Here is a 20,318-nt window from a genome sequence, read left to right as displayed (position 1 = left end):
CTCAAAACGGGATACGGTTTCCGGTTGAGCCTTCAGACGGAAACTGCGACCCGGAATCCACGCTCAAACCGGGATGCGCTTGCCGCAAGACGGCCCCCAGGCACCCCCGGACCCAAGCCTCAGCCATCTCTACATAGATCTCAATAGATTTGCCGAGAACTCATTCAGCGCATCTACCTGCGCATTTAAGAACCTAAACTCTCAGCAATAAGAAATCTTATATGAATTGACTTAGATTTTGTATATTCCGGCCCATAAGGGGATACACTACATCCTGAAAGACAAGCCGAAGCGCCGCGCGACAGATCGTCGAGGCGGCGCGAACGCAAAAGAGAGAGGGAATTTCTAATGAGTAAGATTCTTGGTATCGACCTTGGTACTACTAACTCCGCAATGGCCGTTCTCGAGGGCGGTTCTCCGACCATTATCGTGAACGCCGAGGGCGACCGCACCACCCCGTCCGTCGTGGGCTTCCGTGCCGACGGCGACCGCGTCGTGGGTAAGGCCGCTAAGAACCAGGCTGTCACCAACCCCAAGAACACCGTGTTCTCCATCAAGCGCTTCATGGGCCGCAAGTACTCCGAGTGCACCTCCGAGATCAAGACCGTGCCGTATGAGGTCAAGGAGGGCCAGGGTGGCCGTGCCGTCGTCGATATCGAGGGCAAGGATTACACCGCCGAGCAGGTGAGCGCCATGACGCTCGCCAAGATGAAGGCTGACGCCGAGAAGTATCTGGGCGAGACCGTCACCGACGCCGTCATCACCGTCCCGGCCTACTTCAACGACGCCCAGCGTCAGGCCACCAAGGACGCCGGTAAGATCGCCGGCCTCAACGTCAAGCGTATCGTCAACGAGCCGACTGCTGCTGCTCTTGCCTATGGCCTGGACAAGCAGGGCACCGACCAGCGCATCCTGGTCTTCGACCTGGGCGGCGGCACCTTCGACGTCTCCATCCTCGACCTCGCCGACGGCGTGTTTGAGGTTCTGTCCACCTCGGGCGACAACCACCTGGGCGGCGACGACTGGGATCAGCGCGTCATCGATTGGATGGCCGATAAGTTCCAGCAGGAGAACGGTGTCGACCTGCGTCAGGACCCCATGGCCCTGCAGCGTCTGAAGGAGGCCGCCGAGAACGCCAAGAAGGAGCTCTCCGCCGCCCAGCAGACCACCATCAACCTGCCGTTCATTACCATGAACCAGTCCGGCCCGCTGCACCTCAACTACACGCTGACCCGCGCCGAGTTCGAGAAGATCACCCGCGACCTGCTCGAGCGCTGCAAGCAGCCTGTCACCAACGCCCTGCGTGACGCCAAGCTTAAGCTCTCCGATTTGACCGAGGTCATCCTCGTCGGCGGCTCCACCCGTATGCCCGCCGTCCAGGAGCTCGTCAAGACCATGACCGGCAAGCAGCCCAACATGTCCGTGAACCCCGACGAGGTCGTTGCCGACGGCGCTGCCGTCCAGGGCGGCGTGCTCACCGGCGACGTCGAGGGCATCCTGCTGCTCGACGTTACCCCGCTGTCGCTGGGCGTCGAGACCATGGGCGGCATCATGACCAAGATGATCGATCGCAACACCACGATCCCGACCTCCAAGACCGAGGTCTACTCCACCGCTGCCGACAACCAGACCAGCGTCGAGATCAACGTGCTCCAGGGCGAGCGCGAGCTTGCTCGCGACAACAAGTCGCTCGGTAAGTTCCAGCTGACCGGCATCCCGGCTGCCCGCCGCGGCGTGCCGCAGATCGAGGTCACCTTCGACATCGACGCCAACGGCATCGTCAAGGTCTCTGCTAAGGACAAGGGCACCGGCAAGGAGCAGCAGATCACCATCTCCGGCTCCACCGCGCTTTCCGATGACGAAGTCGATCGCATGGTCAAGGACGCCGAGGCCCATGCCGAGGAGGACAAGAAGCAGAAGGAGGAGGTCGAGGTCCGCAACCAGACCGATAGCCTGTGCTACTCCACCGAGCAGACCCTCAACGAGCTGGGCGAAAAGGTTTCCGCCGAAGTGAAGTCCAAGGCCGAGACCGCTATCGCCGACGCCAAGAAGGCGCTCGAGGGCTCTGACGTCGAGGCCATCAAGGCCGCCGGCGAGTCCCTGCAGTCCGTGGCCTACGAGCTGGCCCAGGTTGTCTACGCCGACGCTCAGCAGCAGACCGACGGTGCCGCCGGCGCCCAGCCTGCCGACGATGACGTGGTCGACGCCGACTACGAGGTTGTGGACGACGAGGACAAGTAATCATGTCCGCCCGTAAAGCTCGCACGGAGGCGGCTGCCGCTGGCGCCGCCCCCGTTGACTCTGAGGAGAAGGACGTGAAGATTCCCGTAGAGGCCGTCGACGATACCGAGGCCAACGAGGCCGAGGCCGCCGAGGCTGCCGAGAACCAGGTAGAGGATTCCAACAAGGAGGCGACGATGACCGAGGACGAGATGGTGGAAGCCGCTATCCGCGCCGGTGAGGAAGCCGCCGACAACGACTTTAAGCTCAAGTTCGAGCAGGCCCAAAAGGAGCTTACCGACGTGCGCAGCGAGCTCGATGCTGCGGCAGAGGCCCAGAAGGCCGCCGAGGACAAGGCGAAGGACGCCACCGAGCGCACTGCCCGTCTACAGGCCGACTGGGAGAACTTCCGTCGCCGCACCGCCAACGAGCGCATCGCCGAGCGCGAGCGCGCGACCGAGAAGCTTGTCACCGCGCTGTTGCCGGTGATCGACGATATCGAGCGCGCGATCGACCATGCCCGCAGCCAAGAGCTTTCCGACGACTTTAAGCAGTTCGTCGACGGCGTCGATGCGGTTCATGCCAAGCTGCTCGATGTGTTTGCGCACGAGGGCGTTGAGCCCATCGACCCCAAGGGCGAGGCGTTCGATCCGCTCGAGCACCAGGCTGTGGGTCGCGTCGAGGACGCATCGCAGTATGACGAGACCGTCAACGACGTGTACCAGAAGGGCTACCGCATGGCGGATCGTATTCTGCGTTCCGCGATGGTGACGGTGACCTACGGTGGCGAGAAGCGCCCCGCACCGGAGCCCGAAGCGGCGCCCGAGGATGCTACGGCCGATACGGCCGAGAGCACCGAGGAGTAATTGAGAAGGGCCCCGGGGCAACACCCGGGGCCCTTTCTGACCTAGTGCCATATGAAAGCATGAGCCGTCGTCTGCATGGACGGCGGACGTAACAGGAGAGGAGCTACGATGGCTGCAGGCAAAACCTTCTATGACATCCTGGGCGTATCCAAGAGCGCCTCCGACAAAGAGATCAAGAGCGCGTTTCGCAAGCTCGCGCAAAAATATCACCCCGATGCCGGCGGCGACGAGGCCAAGTTCAAGGAGATTAGCGAGGCCTACGAAACGCTTTCGGACGAGAAGAAGCGCAAAGAGTACGACCAGATGCTCATGTTTGGCGGCATGCCGGGCGCGGGCGGCGCGTATGGCGGCGGCTACGGTGCCGGCGCGGGCGCCAGCGGCTGGGGCGACATCTTCGACAGCATATTTAGCGGCAACGGCGCCTGGGGCAGCGATTGGGGCTCGGGCTTTGCCGGGGCCGCGGGCGCTGCCGGTGCCGGCGCGGGCCGCAGCCGCGCGCGCAAGGGCGGCGACCTGTCGCTGACTGTCGACGTAACGGCCGAGGACGCGTTTCGCGGCGTGACGCACAAGGTCACCTATCGCATTCCCTCGACAGGCGAGCAGCAGACCATCACGGTCTCGGTGCCCGCGGGCGCGGTCGATGGCGGCAAGCTACGCTACAAGCGTCGCGGCGAGTATGGCGTTGCGGGTGGCGAGCGCGGCGACCTGGTCGTGACCACGCATGTGGAGGAGCACCCGCTGTTCAAGCGCAAAGGCGCCGACGTGACCATGGAGGTACCGGTCTCGGTCTACGAGGCGGCGCTCGGCTGCACGGTGGATGTGCCCACGCCCGGCGGCGCGACGGTTCGTCTGAAGGTGCCCGCTGGCACCCAGACGGGCAAGAAGTTCCGCTTTAAGGAGATGGGTGCGCCCGACGTTAAGCACCGTGGCCGCACAGGCGCGCTGCTTGTCGAGATCAAGGTGCAGGTCCCCACGAACCTATCCGATGACGAGCGCGATGCCATGACCAAGCTGCGCGAGGCCGACACGCGCGACTATCGCGAGAAGGTCAACCGTTACAAGGCGACGTACTAGGGCGGTCGCGGCGCGCGCCCGCGCCCGCGGGCTTATGATGGACGATAACGAGACGGAAAGGGGTCAGGTAGCATGGCCGAGGACAATAGGAACAAACCGCTGTACATGATCAGCGTGGCGGCCGAGCTGACCGGCATGCATCCGCAGACTCTGCGCGTCTACGAGTCTAAGGGCCTGGTGAACCCCCAGCGCTCGGGCGGTAACACACGCCTGTATTCGCGTGCCGATATCGAGCGTCTGGAGCTCATCAACCAGCTGACTGACGAGGGTATCAACCTTGCCGGCGTGGTGCGCATTCTCGATATGAAGGAGCGTGCCGAGGAGCGCGAGCGCGAGAACGAGAAGCTCCGCGCTCGCGTGCGCCAGCTCGAGGATGAGCTGCACGAGTACAAGATGCAGAAGAAGATCACCGCCCTGGCCCCGCGCGATGGCTCGGTTAACCCCGAGCAAGTCATGCGCAAGCTACTGGGCGCCGGCGGAGATCTCTAGGTTCCGCCGTTCTGACGAACGGCGGACCAGTTGACGCTGCGCGCCGTCCAGAGCGACAATTTGTCATTCAAAGGGCAAGGCATGACCAGAAGGTCTATGCCTTGCCTTTTTCATGCCAACTTGTTCGCTCTGGACGGCGCTCGCTGTCCGTCCTCTGCCTGCGGCGTTGCCTTGCTCCGGATGCGGTAGGGTAGTCATTGGGGACGTTCTTAAATGACTAGTCGAAAGGGACGCTCTTGCACAAAATCTTCCGGCCCTCGACCGGCACGTCCTTTACTTTACCTAGATAAAGTGAACGTGCAGATTCGTAACCAACTCGCAACCGTTCTATGGCACGATATTGAACGAATGTATGCTATGCGCCCAAATCTTTTGGGCAGAGTGGGAGACAGTATGGTCAAGCTGTACGAGGACGGCATCTACCTGCGCGGCGGCAGCGAGGTCGTGCCTGCGGCCGAGGCTGCCGAGCGCGGCATTACGCAGGCGCCCGAGGATGCCAAACGCGGAACCATCGCGTATTCGATCCTCCAGGCACACAATACGTCCGGCGACCCCGAGGCGCTCAAGATTCGCTTCGACGCCATGGCGAGCCACGACATCACCTTTGTCGGCATCATCCAGACGGCGCGTGCCTCGGGCATGGAGCAGTTCCCGCTGCCCTACGTGCTCACCAACTGCCATAACTCGCTGTGCGCCGTGGGCGGCACCATCAACGAGGACGACCACGTCTTTGGCCTCTCCGCGGCCAAGAAGTACGGCGGCATCTTCGTCCCGCCGCACATCGCCGTTATCCACTCCTTTATGCGTGAGAACTTTGCCGGTTGCGGCAAGATGATCCTGGGTTCCGACTCGCACACCCGCTACGGCGCCCTGGGCACCATGGCCGTGGGTGAGGGCGGCGGCGAGCTGGCCAAGCAGTTGCTGCGCGACACCTACGATGTCGCCTATCCCGGCGTCGTTGCCATCTACCTCACGGGTGCCCCGCGCCCCGGCGTCGGCCCGCACGACGTGGCGCTCGCCATCATCCGCGCCGTCTTTGCCAAGGGCTACGTTAAGAACAAGGTCATGGAGTTCGTGGGCCCCGGCATCTCGAGCATGACGACCGACTACCGCAACGGTGTCGACGTCATGACCACCGAGACCACCTGCCTGTCGAGCATCTGGGCAACCGACGAGGACACGCACGCGTTTTTAACCATGCACGGCCGCGGCGACGACTATCGCGAGCTCAAGCCCGCCGATGTCGCCTACTACGACGGTTGCGTCGAGGTCGACCTGTCGAGCATCAAGCCCATGATCGCCCTGCCGTTCCATCCTTCCAACGGCTTTGAGATTGACGAGCTCAACGAGAACCTCGAGGACATCCTTCACGAGGTGGAGCTCGAGGCCGCTAAGATCGGCGAGGGCAAGACGCACTTTAGCCTGCTCGACAAGATCGTCGACGGCAAGCTGCACGTGCAGCAGGGCGTTATCGCCGGCTGCTCGGGCGGCAACTACGACTCCGTGGTCCAGGCTGCCCGCGTGCTCAAGGGCGCCAACACCGGCTGCGGCGAGTTCTCGCTGTCGGTCTATCCCACAAGCCAGCCCGTGGCGCTCGAGCTCACGCGTCGCGGCTATATGTATGACCTCATGGAGGCCGGCGCGATCGTGCGCACGGCGTTCTGCGGCCCGTGCTTTGGTGCCGGCGACACGCCGGCCAACAACGGCCTGTCCATCCGCCACACCACGCGCAACTTCCCCAACCGCGAGGGTTCCAAACCGGGCAACGGCCAGCTGAGCGCCGTGGCCCTGATGGACGCCCGCTCCATTGCGGCGACCGCGGCCAACGGTGGCGTGCTCACCCCGGCGACCGATCTGCCCGAGGACACTTGGGACGAGGCCTGCGAGTACATCTTTGACGACGCTCCCTACAAGAAGCGCGTGTACTGGGGCTTTGGCAAGGCCGAGCCTGCAGACGAGCTGGTCGAGGGCCCCAATATCAAGCCGTGGCCTGCGATGGAGCCACTCGGCGACGACATCCTGCTCAAGGTGTGCTCCAAGATCATGGATCCCGTCACCACGACCGACGAGCTCATTCCCTCGGGCGAGACGAGCTCCTTCCGCTCCAACCCGCTGGGCCTGGCAGAGTTTACGCTCAGCCGCCGCGACCCGGCCTACGTGGGTCGCTCCAAGGAGGTCGACGCCGTGGAGAAGCGCCGCGTTGCCGGCGAGTCCGCGGGCGATCTGACGGCGCTCGATGCCGAGCTTGCTGGTGTGTTCGAGGCACTGGCCGGCGCGGGTGTCGCGGCCGATGCCAAGGCGACCGAGTTCGGTTCCATGATTTACGCCAAGAAGCCTGGCGACGGCAGCGCCCGCGAGCAGGCCGCGAGCTGCCAGCGCGTAATTGGCGGCCTGGCCAACATCGTCCACGAGTACGCCACCAAGCGCTATCGCTCCAACGTGATGAACTGGGGCATGGTGCCCTTCCAGATGGAGGCCGAGCCCAACTTTGAGGTGGGAGACTACGTCTTTGTGCCGGGTATCCGCGCCGCGCTCGATGGCGACCTGAAGAACATCACTGCCTACGTGGTGCGCGCCGACGGCGCGGTCGAGCAGATTGAGCTCTACATTGCCGATATGACGGCAGAGGAGCGTGCCATCGTCAAGGCCGGCTGCCTGATCAACTACAACAAGTTTAAGGCCGCTGCCGAGTAACGCACTTAATTGTCCGCCCGGGGCTTACCCTTTCCCGCCCGCTCACGCGCTTCGCGAGGGTCGCGTTCGGGAAAGGGTAAGCCCCGGGCTACATTTCTGCGTTCTCGTTGGGTCTTGAGGGACGCTAATAAATAGACTTACTTGATGCCGCCCCTTTTTATTGGGGCGGCTTCTTTTTGGACCACCACAAAGGTGCCTGTCCGGCGGGTTCTTATTTCGATGGGGTCCAGGTTATCTCATCGTCAAATAGCCAAGTGCGTGCTGAGCCGCTGTCGCGCGCTGTCTGTGGATCGGGCTCGCAGGTTTGTTCGTAGGCATCCTCGGTACACTGATCCATAAAACTGACGACTGCCGTCTGGTCGCCCTCCATGACGTAGATTACGTCGCCATCCGAGATATAGACCCCCGGCCCTTCATTGTCCACATAGCCGGGGTCGTATGAGACGTTGCACAGTCTGCTCCCGTTTGCTGCATCGAGTTCAAGGGTCGAATGATACCCGCCATTCATTTGGCTATTCTTGACTCGATATATTACGGCGCCGTACCACCGCTTAAACGTCTTGCCTTTGAGCAACTTGGCTGCCTTACCGATAAGCTGCTCATCTTTGGTATAGCGCGTGGCCCCAAGTTCGATACGGGGATAGTTGCTGACCCCAAGCGCTGCGGGCGTACCGTCAAAATCGACGGTGATCGAATCGGGTTTGACGATATCGGTGAGGATTTCGATGGGATAGCTTACGGTCTCAATCACCGCCTGCGTTGCAGAGGCGGGGAGAAATGCGAGATAGATAATGCCCACGCCGACTGCGGTAATCGCAAACGCTAAGACGAGTAGGCCGATATAGGTGGAGCGTTTCACGGTGGGGCACCTCGCTTACAATATGCAATCATTAAAATAAATGATATCAGCTTGCGACAATATTCAAAAGAAAGCGATCGTTCGAAATGGGGGGCTAAAAGGCCCTATTGGGCTTCGATTTGGGATCGCCAAACGTAGACTGGGCTTGATGCCGCCTCTTTTAATCGGGGCTGATTCTTCTCTGGACCACCACAAAGGGGACAGGCGCCTTTGTGGTGGTTTGCATGTCATGAGAGCACTCAGAAAATCTTATATATAGAGACTTAGATTTATGTATATAATCGCGCAAAGCTGGCAACAATACTTCTCGAACAACGTGAAGCCGCCCCGTAGGGCGGCCGCCCCAAGAGAGGTGATTCCATGAGAATCGATAAGCTAGCAATGACGTCGCGCGAGGCGCTGCAGACCGCCATGAGCACGGCTGCCGATGCGCAGGCCGGCGCGGTGGAGCCGATTCACCTGCTGTCCGCCCTGCTCGGTGCCGGCGAGCGCAATATCTCCGTGATCATCGAGCGCATCGGTGCCGACCCGGCCCAGCTCGTACGCTCCACACAAGATGCCATCGACCACGCGCCCAAGGTTTCGGGCGAGGGCCAGCAGATGGGCCTGTCCAACGAGCTCGTTCGCGTCATCGAGAAGGCCGAGAAAAAGGCCACCAAGATGGGCGACAGCTTTGTGGTGACCGAGCATCTGCTGATGGCGCTTGCCGAGGACAAAGGCGAGGCTGGTCGTGTACTGCGCGATGCCGGCGTGACCAAGGAGCGCATCGAGCAGGTCTACGAGGAGCTGCGCGGCGATGACCGCGTGACGTCTGCCGAGGACAAGACCCAGTTTGAGGCGCTGGAGCAGTACGGCCGCAATATCTGCGACCTTGCCCGCGCCGGCAAACTCGACCCGGTCATCGGCCGTACCGACGAGATCCGTCGTACCATCCAGGTCCTGTCCCGTCGCACCAAGAACAACCCGGTGCTCATCGGCGAGCCGGGCGTCGGCAAGACGGCCATCGTCGAGGGCATCGCCCAGCGTATCGTGGCCGGCGACGTGCCGAGCACGCTGCGCGACCGCGACCTTATCGAGCTCGACATGAGCGCGCTGGTCGCCGGCGCCAAGTACCGCGGCGAGTTCGAGGACCGCTTGAAGGCCGTGCTCAAGGAGGTACAGAAGTCCGAGGGCAAGGTCATCCTGTTCATCGATGAGCTCCACACCATCGTGGGCGCGGGTGCCACCGAGGGCTCCATGGACGCCGGCAACATCCTGAAGCCGGCGCTTGCCCGTGGCGATCTGCACGCGATCGGCGCGACTACGCTCGACGAATACCGCAAGTACATCGAGAAGGACGCGGCGCTCGCGCGTCGTTTCCAGACCGTGATGGTCTCCGAGCCTACCGTCGAGGACACCATCTCGATCCTGCGTGGCCTCAAGGAGAAGTACGAGATCTTCCACGGCGTGCATATCACCGATAGCGCGCTCGTGGCCGCCGCCGACCTCTCCGATCGCTACATCGCCGACCGCTTCCTTCCCGACAAGGCCATCGACCTGGTCGATGAGGCCGCAAGCCGCCTTCGCATGGAGCTCGACAGCATGCCGGTCGAGATCGACGCCACCACGCGTCAGCTCACCCAGCTGCAGATCGAGGAGCAGGCGCTCATGAAGGAGACCGATGACGCCTCCAAGGAGCGTCTGGAAGCCCTGCGCCAGGAGATTGCCGAGGTCCAGGAAAAGCTCAACGTGCAAAAGGCTGGCTGGCTCAACCAAAAGAACGCCATCGACCACGTGCAGGAGCTTAAGGGCCAGCTTGACGAGGCCAAGAGCGAAGAGGAGCGCGCGACGCGCAACGGCGACCTGGGTCGTGCGTCCGAGCTGCGCTTCTCCGTGATTCCGGGCCTGCAGCAGCAGATTCAGGAGTCCGAGGCTGCGCTCGAGGCGCAAAAGGAGCAGGACGGCGAGGGCCTCAACGAGCAGGTGACCTCCGACGAGATTGCCGAGGTCGTGAGTGCCTGGACCGGCGTGCCCGTGTCCAAGATGATGCAGGGCGAGCTCGACAAGCTCAAGGGCCTGGAGGGCGAGCTGCATAAGCGCGTCATCGGTCAGGATGAGGCGGTCTCCGCTGTGGCCGCGGCTGTGCGTCGCAGCCGCGCGGGTCTCTCCGACCCGGACAAGCCCATCGGCAGCTTCTTCTTCCTGGGCCCCACCGGCGTGGGCAAGACCGAGCTCGCCAAGGCGCTGGCCGAGTGCCTGTTCGATGACGAGCGCGCGCTCGTGCGTATCGACATGTCCGAGTACATGGAGAAGTTCAGCGTCCAGCGTCTGATCGGTGCGCCTCCGGGATACGTAGGCTACGACGAGGGCGGCCAGCTCACCGAGGCCGTGCGCCGTCGTCCGTACTCCGTGATCTTGCTCGACGAGATGGAGAAGGCTCACCCGGATGTCTTTAACGTGCTGTTGCAGGTGCTTGATGACGGCCGTCTGACCGATGGCCAGGGTCGCCAGGTGTCCTTCAAGAACACGATTATCATCATGACGTCCAACGTGGGCTCCAAGGCCATCGCCGATCTGTCCGGTAAGGACGAGGAGGAGATGCGCCATCAGGTCGACGCCGCCATGGCTCAGACCTTCCGCCCCGAGTTCCTCAACCGTATCGACGATATCGTGGTGTTCCATCCGCTCGGCATGGCGCAGATCGAGAAGATCGTCGACATCCAGCTTGCCGACGTTCGCGCACGCCTGGCCAAGGAGCGCATGACGCTTGCCATCACCCCGGCGGCCAAGCAAATGCTCGCCGTGGGTGGCCTGGACCCCGTGTTCGGTGCCCGTCCGCTCAAGCGCCTGGTCCAGCGCGAGGTCGTGGACGCCATCGCCGCCGCCATCATCGACGGCACGGTGCGCGAGGGCGATCAGGTGACGGTCGATGCTGACAAGGACGGCGGCTTTACCGTCGTGTGCGACAACACGCCGGCGGCCACCTACGAGGTCCCCGACGCCGAGTAGATTTTGGGCCATGCCTTAAAATCTGCCTTTAGAGCAAAACGCCAAGGGCGGCGGATCCGATTGGGTCCGCCGCCCTTTTTCGTGCGACAATCGATGGTGTTGAACGTGAGCACATGGCAAGGAGCTATGCAGATGATGGACAAGAACAAAACGAACACGCCGGCGACCGATGCCGTACCCGCCGCACCCAAGCCTGCGCCTAAGCCGGCACCCAAGCCGCGCGACCCCTATATCCGTGCCGAGAACGAGGATGACGACGGCTACGATCCTTATAGCGATCGTCGCCCCGAGCGCGAGCCCCTCTTCGAAGCCGACCCCTGGCGTTAAGTAGCTCATTTGGGACGGGGCTTTTTTAGCTACTTTGTTTTCGGCTAGAGGCGTTCATGCCTGCCCCCTCGGCCGCTCGATATCCTCCGGGAGGGGCCACTAATAGAAAACTTGCTTATCCATTAATCAAGATACGCATAATCTTGCTCTCCTGCTAATCAAGAATCGTTATAATCTTGATTAGCAGGAGAGCAAGATTGGAGAATTATGGCATTCAACGACTTGGTGGCTCAAAAAATAAAGGACTTTGAGCAACAGGGGATTCCGCAGGTCTTTGAGCGCGACCTTGATCTGGGCAACCCGCAGGAGCCAAAGCGCGACAACATCGTATATGTGATTGTGGGCGCCCGTCGTTGTGGAAAGACGTATCGCCTGTATCAGGAGATACGGCGGCTTCAGGGCCAAGGCGTCGAGCTTGACCGGATGCTATATTTCAATTTTGAGGATGAGCGCTTGCGTCCGTATGAGCCATCGCTACTAGCGGACGTGCTCGATACATTCTATGCACTATATCCTGCTGCTCGAGGCGAGGGCGCCTACCTTTTCTTTGACGAGATCCAGGAAATACCCGAATGGGGTGCGTTTCTGCGACGCGTGGTCGATACGGAGAAGGCGACCGTTTACGTGACGGGATCTTCTTCTAAGATGCTGTCCTCAGAACTTAAGAGCGAGTTCAGGGGCCGTTCTCTTGTGCGAGAGCTTTTTCCGTTGAGTTTTTCGGAATACGTCCGATATAAGACGGGGGGCGTTCCTGAGTCGAACGCGCCCTTCTCCTCAAGCGCTGCAGCGTTGCTCCGACACCATCTGGTCGGATATCTCGAGCGAGGGGGATTCATCGCGACACTTGAGCAGACGCCCGCAGACGCGATTCAGCTGCTACAGGAATATGCGTCGCGAACGGTCGCCATGGACGTCGTTGAACGTTACGACGTCAAGAACCCCCGTTTGGCCTCGCTGTTTCTGGCGCGGTGCATGGCATCTTCGGGACGAGAGCTGTCAGTGAACAAAGTGTACAACGAGTTCAAGAGCAGACAGATATCCGTCAGTCGAAATACGCTCAGCGACTTACTTGAGTATTACGAGGACGCCTACCTGCTGTTTTCGGTGCCGGAGTTCACGCGTTCGCTTGCAAATAATACGCGGTCTGCGTCTAAGGTCTACGCCGTCGATCCTGCGATGTTCGGAGCGTTCTCCCCCGCATCGGCATTGGATCATGGTCAGAGGCTCGAGACCGCGGTGTTCAATGCGCTCAGAAGAAGGACCCCCGCCGTGCGGCCCGGTTCGGTTTGCCGCCTGCTGATTAAAGATAAGAATAAAAGCCATGAGGTGGACTTTGTGGCTGGGGATGCACTGCTCATGCAGGCTTACGGCCTGATTCAGGTAAGTGTGGATATGACAAGCGAGAAAACGCGCGAGCGCGAAATTGCCGCGCTCGATGCCGCGATGGCCCAGTTTGATCTTGGCGAGTCGGTAATCGTTACCATGGATGAGCAGGCCGATATTCCATGCAAACACGGCGTGGTACATGCTGTGCCCGCATGGAAGTGGCTCCTTTCCTAATCGTCTATGGATTTGCGAGGCCAGGACTCAGGTGTCATGGTCCGCTAGTCCTGGGCCTTGATGCTCGGCAGGAGAATCTGGGCGAGGTAGTCGGTCTCGAGTTTGGTCGCGGCGTCTGCCTTGCCGTCTTTGCCGACCAGTACGTTCTTGATCTGGCTATAGGTGTAGCGGTTACCGGTCGTGAGCTCGACAAGCTCAATGGCCGTGTCCATGGGGTAGGTTGACACGGGATTCTGCGTCCGTCCGTTGATGGTCTGGGGCACCACGTACGGATAGACGGGGCCGCTGGCGTAGACGGTATAACCGTTGCCTAGATTGGCCGCACCCAAAACCGTATCGCCCTCATCGGGCGTAAAGCTCTCGCCCTCGCGCACCGCGACGAGCGTCACAATCGGCGTATCGCTGTCGCCGGCAAGATAGATGCATAGCGTGCTGCCATTTTGCCAAGTCTCGACCTTGCCGTACCACTCGACGGGGATATCGAGCTGGTAGAGGTCGGTTGCCTTGTGGCGAGCGTCAGCATCGCGGGCTGCCTGTGCCTTTTGCGCGCTCACGGCATTGACGGCGGCGTCGCGCCGCGCGGTTGCCGCCTGCTGGAGCACCTTGGCGGTGGCGGCGGAGCTCGCGCCTCCCTCCTCGGCATATTTGGCGGCGGCATCGATCTGGTCGTCGGTTACCGTGTCGGCCGAAGGCACCTTGAGCTTAAAGGTGACCTGGGCACTTAAATCCTGTCCATCGCTCTTAACGGTGACCTGCGTCTTGGTGGTCGGGACGGTATAGATGGTGCCGTCCGCCGCGATGGGGGAGGCGGCGATGGAGAACGTGTAATCGCCGGGCAGCAGCTTAATGCCACGACCGTGCTCATCAACGTAGAGTGTTTCGCTCACGGAAGAACCGTCGGAATCCTGCCCGCTCACCTGCACGGGAATCTTGGAGCCAGTTGAGCAGTCGAGGCCCGCGGCATGCACGCCAATTTGCACCGACATCATCGTGTGCGCATTGGCGGCGACAGCGGTAGCCTGCTCTTGCTGATATCCGTTCCAGGCAGCATAGCCTGCGCCGCCGGCGACGAGCGCGACGGCCACAACGCCGGCAACCATCAGGTTGCGGCGCTTGGGCGACATCTTACGATGACGAACCTCGGCCTCGCGTGCCGAGGGAACGGACGGCAGGGGAATATCGCCCATGGCGATGGTCTCGTCCACGGCTGGTGCGGAACCTAGGCCAGGAAGCTCACGGGTCAGCGAATCCTCGGCCGGCAAGCTGTCGAGCAAGACGGTTTCCTCGCCCGTGTCGGATCCGGGCTGGTCGTCGGCCTCGCTATCGTCCTCTTCGGCTTCGTCAGGAGCGTCTTTGGCGTCGCTGCCTTCGTCCTCAGTGTCTTCGTGCACCTCGTCCTGCGCGTCGACGACCGAATCGCTAAACGAGAGCTCGTCCAGCGCGATCCGGTCAAGGCTCTCCAGGGCTTCGGCACATGCTTCCGCATCCTGGGCCGCATCCTCGCGGCCATACGTCTCATCGCTCATATATCCCCCAATGCAATATCGGCTCAACACTGTACCCAAAAATGGAGCCATATAAAGCGCATACGAAATATAAGATCCGATTTAACCTGAGCGCATCGTTCGGCCGCATCCTCGCGGCAGCAAAAAGCCCCCGGAAAGCGGACAAATCGCTTTCCGGGGGCATGCAATACGTTGCATTGCGCGGAGTCGGCCAGGCGACTTCACATTCAAGCGGCATGTGCACCGGGCATGTTACTCGGCGTGCGCGTAATCGACCTTGGAGCGGCGAGCTGTGGCCTTCTCCCAATCGCTGGTGCCCTCAAAGACATCCTGCTTATAGGGGTTGCGGCCGAGCTTCTTGGCACGGTAGGCGATGTAGATGATTGCGGCGACGTTGGCGATCAGCGCGGCGATCGAGACCGCGGTGGCGGCGACGGGGTCGAGCGTGGAGTGGGTCACAAAGATGGACTCCTCCTGGAAGAACGGGAACACCTGGGCAAACATGCACCAAATGGCCAGCGTAAAGGCGCGGTTCTGAATCCAGCCGCCCTTGTTCCAGATAAAGGCGGCGACGGTGGGCGCCAGCAGCAGCGCAAAGCCGCAGAACCAGGAGTGGGTGGGCAGGCAGTTGTAGGTGTAGCAGAAGTTCCAGATATCGTAGGCGATGATGTAGACCCAGGTCATGTCGGGCCACAGCATGTCGGTCTTGTCCTCGGAGGCGTAGACGCTCCACCAACCGGTCATGCAGAAGATGTTGATGATACCGGCGATGCCGTTGAACACGTTGTTCCAGCCGGCCAGCTGCGTAGCACCTTCGGAGGTGACCCAAGCGGACTGGCCCAGGACAAAGAAGTGATAGGCGCTCTCAAAGTCGGACACGACGGCGATCATGATGTTGATGGCGACGATCACAAACGGCCACGCGCGGAACCAATGCGCCTTGCCGATCTTTCCCCACTGGTACTTAATGGCAATGAAGCCCCAGCAACCGGCCAGTGCCGCGTATACCTTGGCGTAGTGGAACCAGCTGTTCTGGTACACATGGGTGGGGTTGGTGAGCGCCCACTCGGCACCCTGCGAAACGCCGATGGCGATGGCGACGCAGTAGATGGTCATGGCCAGCGGAGCCACGCCAAAGATGATTGCCGCGCCCAACTTAGTGCGGCGGCCGACCTCGTTGAGCACGATGAGGCCAATAAAGACCATGGCCCAGCCGGCCCAGTGGATAAGGGTATCGCTACCCCAAACATCGAACAGCATGCTGCTCTCCTTTCACACGCCCGCGGCCCCTCTTCCGATCGCGGGCAGTTTGGCCAAATGTCGTCAGTTCCGGGGCTTGCGCTCCGGATACTTGGCGGTATAGCCCTCGATGTGGAGTGTCGAGGCGATGATTTCCTTGACCGTCTCGTCGGGCACATCGGGGTGCGTGCGGATATACATCAATAACCCCATGATGAGGGTGTAGAACGTCTCGTAGACATGGTCGATGCGTAGCTCATGATGGGCGACAAAATCCACCACGGTGGTGTCGCAGATATACTGCGCCACGCGCTGGACCACGTTGTGCAAAAAGCCGCCGTAGAGCGCGCCGCTGCTTGAGGTGAGCGTGCTCGGCAACTCGTGGCCGCTCACGACCAGGCGCTTAAAGAGCGGAGCGACGGTGTCGAGTGCGCCTTCGATGTCGCCAACCGTGCGGCTGGCGTTCCACTGCTCGAGCTCGGCGATAAAGCCGTCGATCGCCTCGTCCATAACGGCGGTGACGGCGGCGTCCATATCGGCAAAGTAGTGGTAGAACAGCGAGCGCGTGCAGCCAGCCCGCTTGGTCACGGCCGATACCGAAAGATGGGACACACCCAGCTCGGCGCTCACGGCGCGCACAGCGGCGAGGATCTCGCGACGGCGCTCGTCGCCCGTCAGGCGTTTCGCCGCGCTGTCAGGCGCGGGGACGGCGTCGACCACAGAGATGTTTGCTATGCCATCGCTCATGCGTTTGCCGCCTTTCGTCCGTTTGGGCCCGACCGTTCGCCTAACAGTCTTGAATATTGTTGACGGTTCGTCAATACTGTTTTTGACACAATGTCAACAATAGCGGGTGAACGGCATGGGGGCATGTCGAACCCGTACAAAGAGGGGCGCCGCGGTCTCGCCGGGCTGTGGCAAGAGAAGGGACAACCATGATTCTCAACGGACCGGGGATTAGCTATACCGAGCCCGATATCGGCGCGGAGTTCGTGCCGCCGATACCGGAGCATCCGCGCGAGGCCATCGTCAAACTATGCGAGCACTGCACCAACCGCCTGCTGCACCGCGATGAGCTGCTGGGCTACGAGTACTGGTCGTTTGCCGAGGCCGCGACCGACGAGCAGGCCGAAGTGCTCTGCAAGATGAAGATGCGCCGCCCCTACACGCTGCCCGAGATGGTCAAGATCACCGGCATGCCCGAGGCCCAGATCGAAAAAATGCTCGACGACATGAGCTACACGGGTCTGCTCGAGTACAACTGGGAAAACCCCGAGCGCGCCAAGCAGTGGGTGCTGCCCATGCTGGTGCCGGGTTCCGCCGAGTTCCTCAACATGCGCGTGAGCCAGCTCGAGGAGCATCCGGTCTATGCCAAGTTCTTTGAGCAGGCGTCCAAGGGGCCGCTGTCCAAGGCCACGCCGATGGTGCCGCCCGGCGGTGCCGGCATCGGCATGCATGTCATTCCGGTCGAGAAGGCCATCGATGCCGCGAGCACCTCGGTGCCGATCGAGCATATCGAGCATTGGCTCGACAAATACGAGGGTAAGTATGCCGCCAGCACCTGCAGCTGCCGCGCGAGCCGTCGCGTGATGGGAGAGGGCTGCGCCGACGACCCGGCCGATTGGTGCATCGCCGTGGGCGATATGGCCGACTACGTGGTCGAGACCGACCGCGGCCATTATGTGACGCGCGAGGAGGTCTACGACATCCTGCGCCAGGCCGAGGACAACGGCTTTGTGCACCAGATCACCAACATCGACGGTGAGAACAAAATCTTCGCCATCTGCAACTGCAACGTCAACGTGTGCTACGCCCTGCGCACTTCGCAGCTGTTCAACACGCCCAACCTGTCGCGCTCAGCCTATGTCGCCAAGGTCGAGAAGGACAAGTGCGTGGCCTGCGGTCGCTGCGTTGAGGTGTGTCCGGCCGGCGCCGCCAAACTGGGCCAGAAGCTCTGCAGCAAAAAGGCCGGCGGCCGCGTGCCCGAGTATCCGCGCCAGGAGCTGCCCGATGCCACCAAGTGGGATCACACCAAGTGGTCGCCCAACTACCGCAACGACAACCGCATCGAGACGCACGAGTCTGGCACCGCGCCCTGCAAGACGGCTTGCCCCGCTCACGTTGCCGTTCAGGGCTACTTAAAGCTTGCGGCGCAGGGCCGCTACGACGAGGCTCTGGCGCTCATCAAGCGCGAGAACCCGCTGCCCGCTATCTGCGGCCGTGTGTGCAACCGCCGCTGCGAGGATGCCTGCACCCGCGGTCGCGTGGACGAGGCCGTGGCTATCGACGAGGTCAAGAAGTTTATCGCCCAGCGCGATCTGGATGCCGCGACTCGCTATGTCCCGCCTGTGGTGACCCCGACGCGTGCCGGCGGCTTCGACCAGAAGATCGCCATCATCGGCGCCGGTCCGGCCGGCCTGTCCTGCGCTTTCTACCTGGCCGAGAAGGGCTACAAGCCCGTCGTGTTCGAGAAGAACGAGCGCCCGGGCGGCATGCTCACCTATGGCATTCCGAGCTTTAAGCTGCAGAAGGACGTTATCGAGGCCGAGGTCGAGGTCATTCGCCTGATGGGCGCCGAGTTCCGCTATGGCGTGGAGGTCGGTCGCGATGTGACGCTCGACGAGCTTCGCGCGCAGGGCTTTAAGGCCTTTTACGTGGCCATTGGCTGCCAGGGTGGCCGCCTTGCCGGTATTCCGGGCGAGGATGCCGAGGACGTGACCGTGGCCGTCGACTTTTTGCGCGAGGTCAACAGCGGCAAGATCGACGCGCTGCCCGGGCGCACCATCGTGGTGGGCGGCGGCAACGTGGCTATCGATGTCGCCCGCAACGCCTGCCGTCTGGGTTCCGAGCACGTTGAGATGTTCTGCCTGGAGAGCGAGGCCCAGATGCCTGCCAGCGAGGAGGAGCGTCGCGAGGCCATCGAGGATGGCGCTCACATCAGCTGCGGCTGGGGCCCCAAGGAGATTCACCTGGACGAGGCCGGTCGTGTGTGCGGTATCACCTTCAAGCGCTGCACGCGTGTCTTTGACGACGAGGGCCGTTTTGCGCCCGAGTATGACGAGAACGACTTGCGCCGTGTCGATGCCGACCGTGTCGTCATGTCGATTGGCCAGTCCATTGTGTGGGGCGACCTGCTGGCTGGCTCCAAGGTGGAGCTCGGCCGCGGCCAGGGTGCCCTTGCCGATCCGCAGACGTACCAGACCGCCGAGCCCGACATCTTTGTGGGAGGCGATGTCTACACCGGTCCCAGCTTTGCCATCGACGCCATCGCCGCCGGTCACGAGGCTGCTGTGTCCATCCACCGCTTTGTGCAGCCGGGCTCCACGCTCACCATCGGCCGCAACCAGCGCCGCTACACCGCGCTTGACCGTGACGACGTCGTGATCGAGAGCTACGACAACGCGAGCCGCGAGGTTGCCCACGTGGACCGCGAGCGCGAGAAGGCCGCGCCGTTTAGCGAGTACGTCGAGACCTTTACCGAGGAACAGGTGCGCGCCGAGACCGCCCGCTGCCTGGGCTGCGGCGCCTCGATCGTCGACCCCAACAAGTGCATCGGCTGCGGCTTGTGCACCACCAAGTGCGCGTTTGACGCCATCCATCTGGATCGCGACCGCCCCGAGTGCTCCACGATGGTCAAATACGAGCAAAAGCTCCCAAGCCTGGGCAAGTACGCTTTGAAGCGTGCGATCAAGATTAAATTCGGTCGCAAGTAAGTGGCCATAACGGGAACGGCGGAAGGAACATAAAGTGCACGAGCTCGGGATTGTTTACCACATCATTCGTGATGTCGAGAATGTGGCGCGCGCCAATGGCGTGAGTCGCGTTTCGAGCGTGACGCTGCTCCTGGGCGAGGTCTCGGGCGTCGTTCCCGATCTGCTGCTTGATGCTTGGCACTGGGCGGCAGATAAAAAGCCTATCACGCAGGGCGCGGAGCTTATTGTGGAGCCTGTCGAGGCCGTGACGCATTGCGAGGCGTGCGGCTGCGACTACGCGACGGTCGAGCACGGCAAGACCTGCCCCCATTGCGGTAGCGGCGAGACCTATCTGCTGCAGGGCCAGGAGGTCATGATCAAGCGGATCGAGACCCCCGACGAGGACCCGACAGACGCTGTCCCCGACGGCCTATCCGATGCCCCCGACGCCGTCGACGCCGCCAACCCCCTCCACATCGCCTAACTAAGTCGTTGGGGACGTTCTTAAACGACTAGTCATTAAAGAACGTCCCTAACGACTACTTTGCTAGAGCATATTTCTTACCATTAGTCAAGCACCATCTGTTTAAACGAAATAGCCTCAACCCGAGCACATTTGTGTCTGTTTAAAACCGGCAATAATGAACAGCGTGCTCAATTCGGTCATGTAAATAGATCAGCTATCAATCCTCAGCAGCAAATCAGCCAAAATACTGGAATGTAATCAGCTTGTAACAAAACTAGACGTTTAAACAAATAGGTTGATTTTCAATCTCAACGCAACAGCCTGAACGGGCCCCGCGTT

The 20,318-nt window shown here is 61.5% G+C and carries 14 protein-coding genes; 10 read left to right on the top strand and 4 right to left on the bottom strand.

The window, feature by feature from the left end; translation table 11 throughout:
* Positions 1-348 precede the first annotated feature (348 nt).
* From dnaK to DW892_RS09415, 5 genes are all read left to right on the top strand, one after another.
* Positions 349-2,241, top strand: coding sequence for a molecular chaperone DnaK (gene dnaK, locus DW892_RS09435; RefSeq protein WP_117767177.1), 1,893 nt, complete (start codon positions 349-351; stop codon positions 2,239-2,241).
* 2 nt (positions 2,242-2,243) lie between these two features.
* Positions 2,244-3,086 carry a nucleotide exchange factor GrpE gene (locus DW892_RS09430; protein ID WP_117767175.1) on the top strand — a complete coding sequence of 281 codons (843 nt, stop codon included), beginning with the start codon at positions 2,244-2,246 and terminating at the stop codon, positions 3,084-3,086.
* A 108-nt stretch (positions 3,087-3,194) separates the two neighbouring features.
* Positions 3,195-4,160 (top strand): DnaJ C-terminal domain-containing protein, encoded by a 966-nt coding sequence (locus DW892_RS09425; protein WP_055285310.1) that lies wholly within the window; start codon positions 3,195-3,197, stop codon positions 4,158-4,160.
* A gap of 72 nt (positions 4,161-4,232) precedes the next feature.
* Positions 4,233-4,649, top strand: coding sequence for a heat shock protein transcriptional repressor HspR (locus DW892_RS09420; protein WP_006235210.1), 417 nt, complete (start codon positions 4,233-4,235; stop codon positions 4,647-4,649).
* A 393-nt stretch (positions 4,650-5,042) separates the two neighbouring features.
* Entirely contained in the window at positions 5,043-7,343 is a 2,301-nt protein-coding gene (locus tag DW892_RS09415) for a hydratase (protein ID WP_117767173.1), read from the top strand.
* Positions 7,344-7,554: 211 nt separating this feature from the next.
* Here DW892_RS09415 and DW892_RS09410 read toward each other — a convergent pair whose 3' ends face one another.
* Complete coding sequence (locus tag DW892_RS09410; RefSeq protein ID WP_117767172.1) at positions 7,555-8,202, bottom strand: hypothetical protein; 648 nt, start codon at positions 8,200-8,202, stop codon at positions 7,555-7,557.
* Positions 8,203-8,562: 360 nt separating this feature from the next.
* Here DW892_RS09410 and clpB point away from each other — a divergent pair, with 360 nt between their 5' ends.
* From clpB to DW892_RS09395, 3 genes are all read left to right on the top strand, one after another.
* Positions 8,563-11,190, top strand: a complete 2,628-nt coding sequence (gene clpB, locus DW892_RS09405) for an ATP-dependent chaperone ClpB (RefSeq protein WP_117767170.1) — start codon at positions 8,563-8,565, stop codon at positions 11,188-11,190.
* A gap of 126 nt (positions 11,191-11,316) precedes the next feature.
* Positions 11,317-11,517: a hypothetical protein gene (locus DW892_RS09400; RefSeq protein WP_233546911.1), complete on the top strand. Its 201-nt coding sequence runs from the start codon at positions 11,317-11,319 to the stop codon at positions 11,515-11,517.
* Between the two features lie 207 nt (positions 11,518-11,724).
* Complete coding sequence (locus DW892_RS09395; RefSeq protein ID WP_117767166.1) at positions 11,725-13,077, top strand: ATP-binding protein; 1,353 nt, start codon at positions 11,725-11,727, stop codon at positions 13,075-13,077.
* A 44-nt stretch (positions 13,078-13,121) separates the two neighbouring features.
* Here the strand turns inward: DW892_RS09395 and DW892_RS09390 are convergent, their stop codons facing one another.
* From DW892_RS09390 to DW892_RS09380, 3 genes are all read right to left on the bottom strand, one after another.
* Positions 13,122-14,603: a hypothetical protein gene (locus tag DW892_RS09390; RefSeq protein WP_117767164.1), complete on the bottom strand. Its 1,482-nt coding sequence runs from the start codon at positions 14,601-14,603 to the stop codon at positions 13,122-13,124.
* 231 nt (positions 14,604-14,834) lie between these two features.
* The gene (locus tag DW892_RS09385; protein WP_117767162.1) at positions 14,835-15,842 is read right to left on the bottom strand and encodes a DUF5692 family protein; all 1,008 of its coding nucleotides are present in this window, start codon (positions 15,840-15,842) and stop codon (positions 14,835-14,837) included.
* 63 nt (positions 15,843-15,905) lie between these two features.
* Positions 15,906-16,568 carry a TetR/AcrR family transcriptional regulator gene (locus tag DW892_RS09380; RefSeq protein ID WP_117767160.1) on the bottom strand — a complete coding sequence of 221 codons (663 nt, stop codon included), beginning with the start codon at positions 16,566-16,568 and terminating at the stop codon, positions 15,906-15,908.
* A gap of 188 nt (positions 16,569-16,756) precedes the next feature.
* Here DW892_RS09380 and DW892_RS09375 point away from each other — a divergent pair, with 188 nt between their 5' ends.
* Both DW892_RS09375 and DW892_RS09370 read left to right on the top strand, forming a co-directional pair.
* Positions 16,757-19,534: an FAD-dependent oxidoreductase gene (locus DW892_RS09375; RefSeq protein WP_187365021.1), complete on the top strand. Its 2,778-nt coding sequence runs from the start codon at positions 16,757-16,759 to the stop codon at positions 19,532-19,534.
* A 34-nt stretch (positions 19,535-19,568) separates the two neighbouring features.
* Positions 19,569-19,997 carry a hydrogenase maturation nickel metallochaperone HypA gene (locus DW892_RS09370; protein ID WP_117767158.1) on the top strand — a complete coding sequence of 143 codons (429 nt, stop codon included), beginning with the start codon at positions 19,569-19,571 and terminating at the stop codon, positions 19,995-19,997.
* Positions 19,998-20,318: the final 321 nt, after the last annotated feature.

It is taken from the genome of Collinsella sp. AM40-7AC, from assembly GCF_003468125.1.
Classification (GTDB): domain Bacteria; phylum Actinomycetota; class Coriobacteriia; order Coriobacteriales; family Coriobacteriaceae; genus Collinsella; species Collinsella aerofaciens_O.
This window is presented reverse-complemented; position numbering and strand designations above follow the sequence as displayed.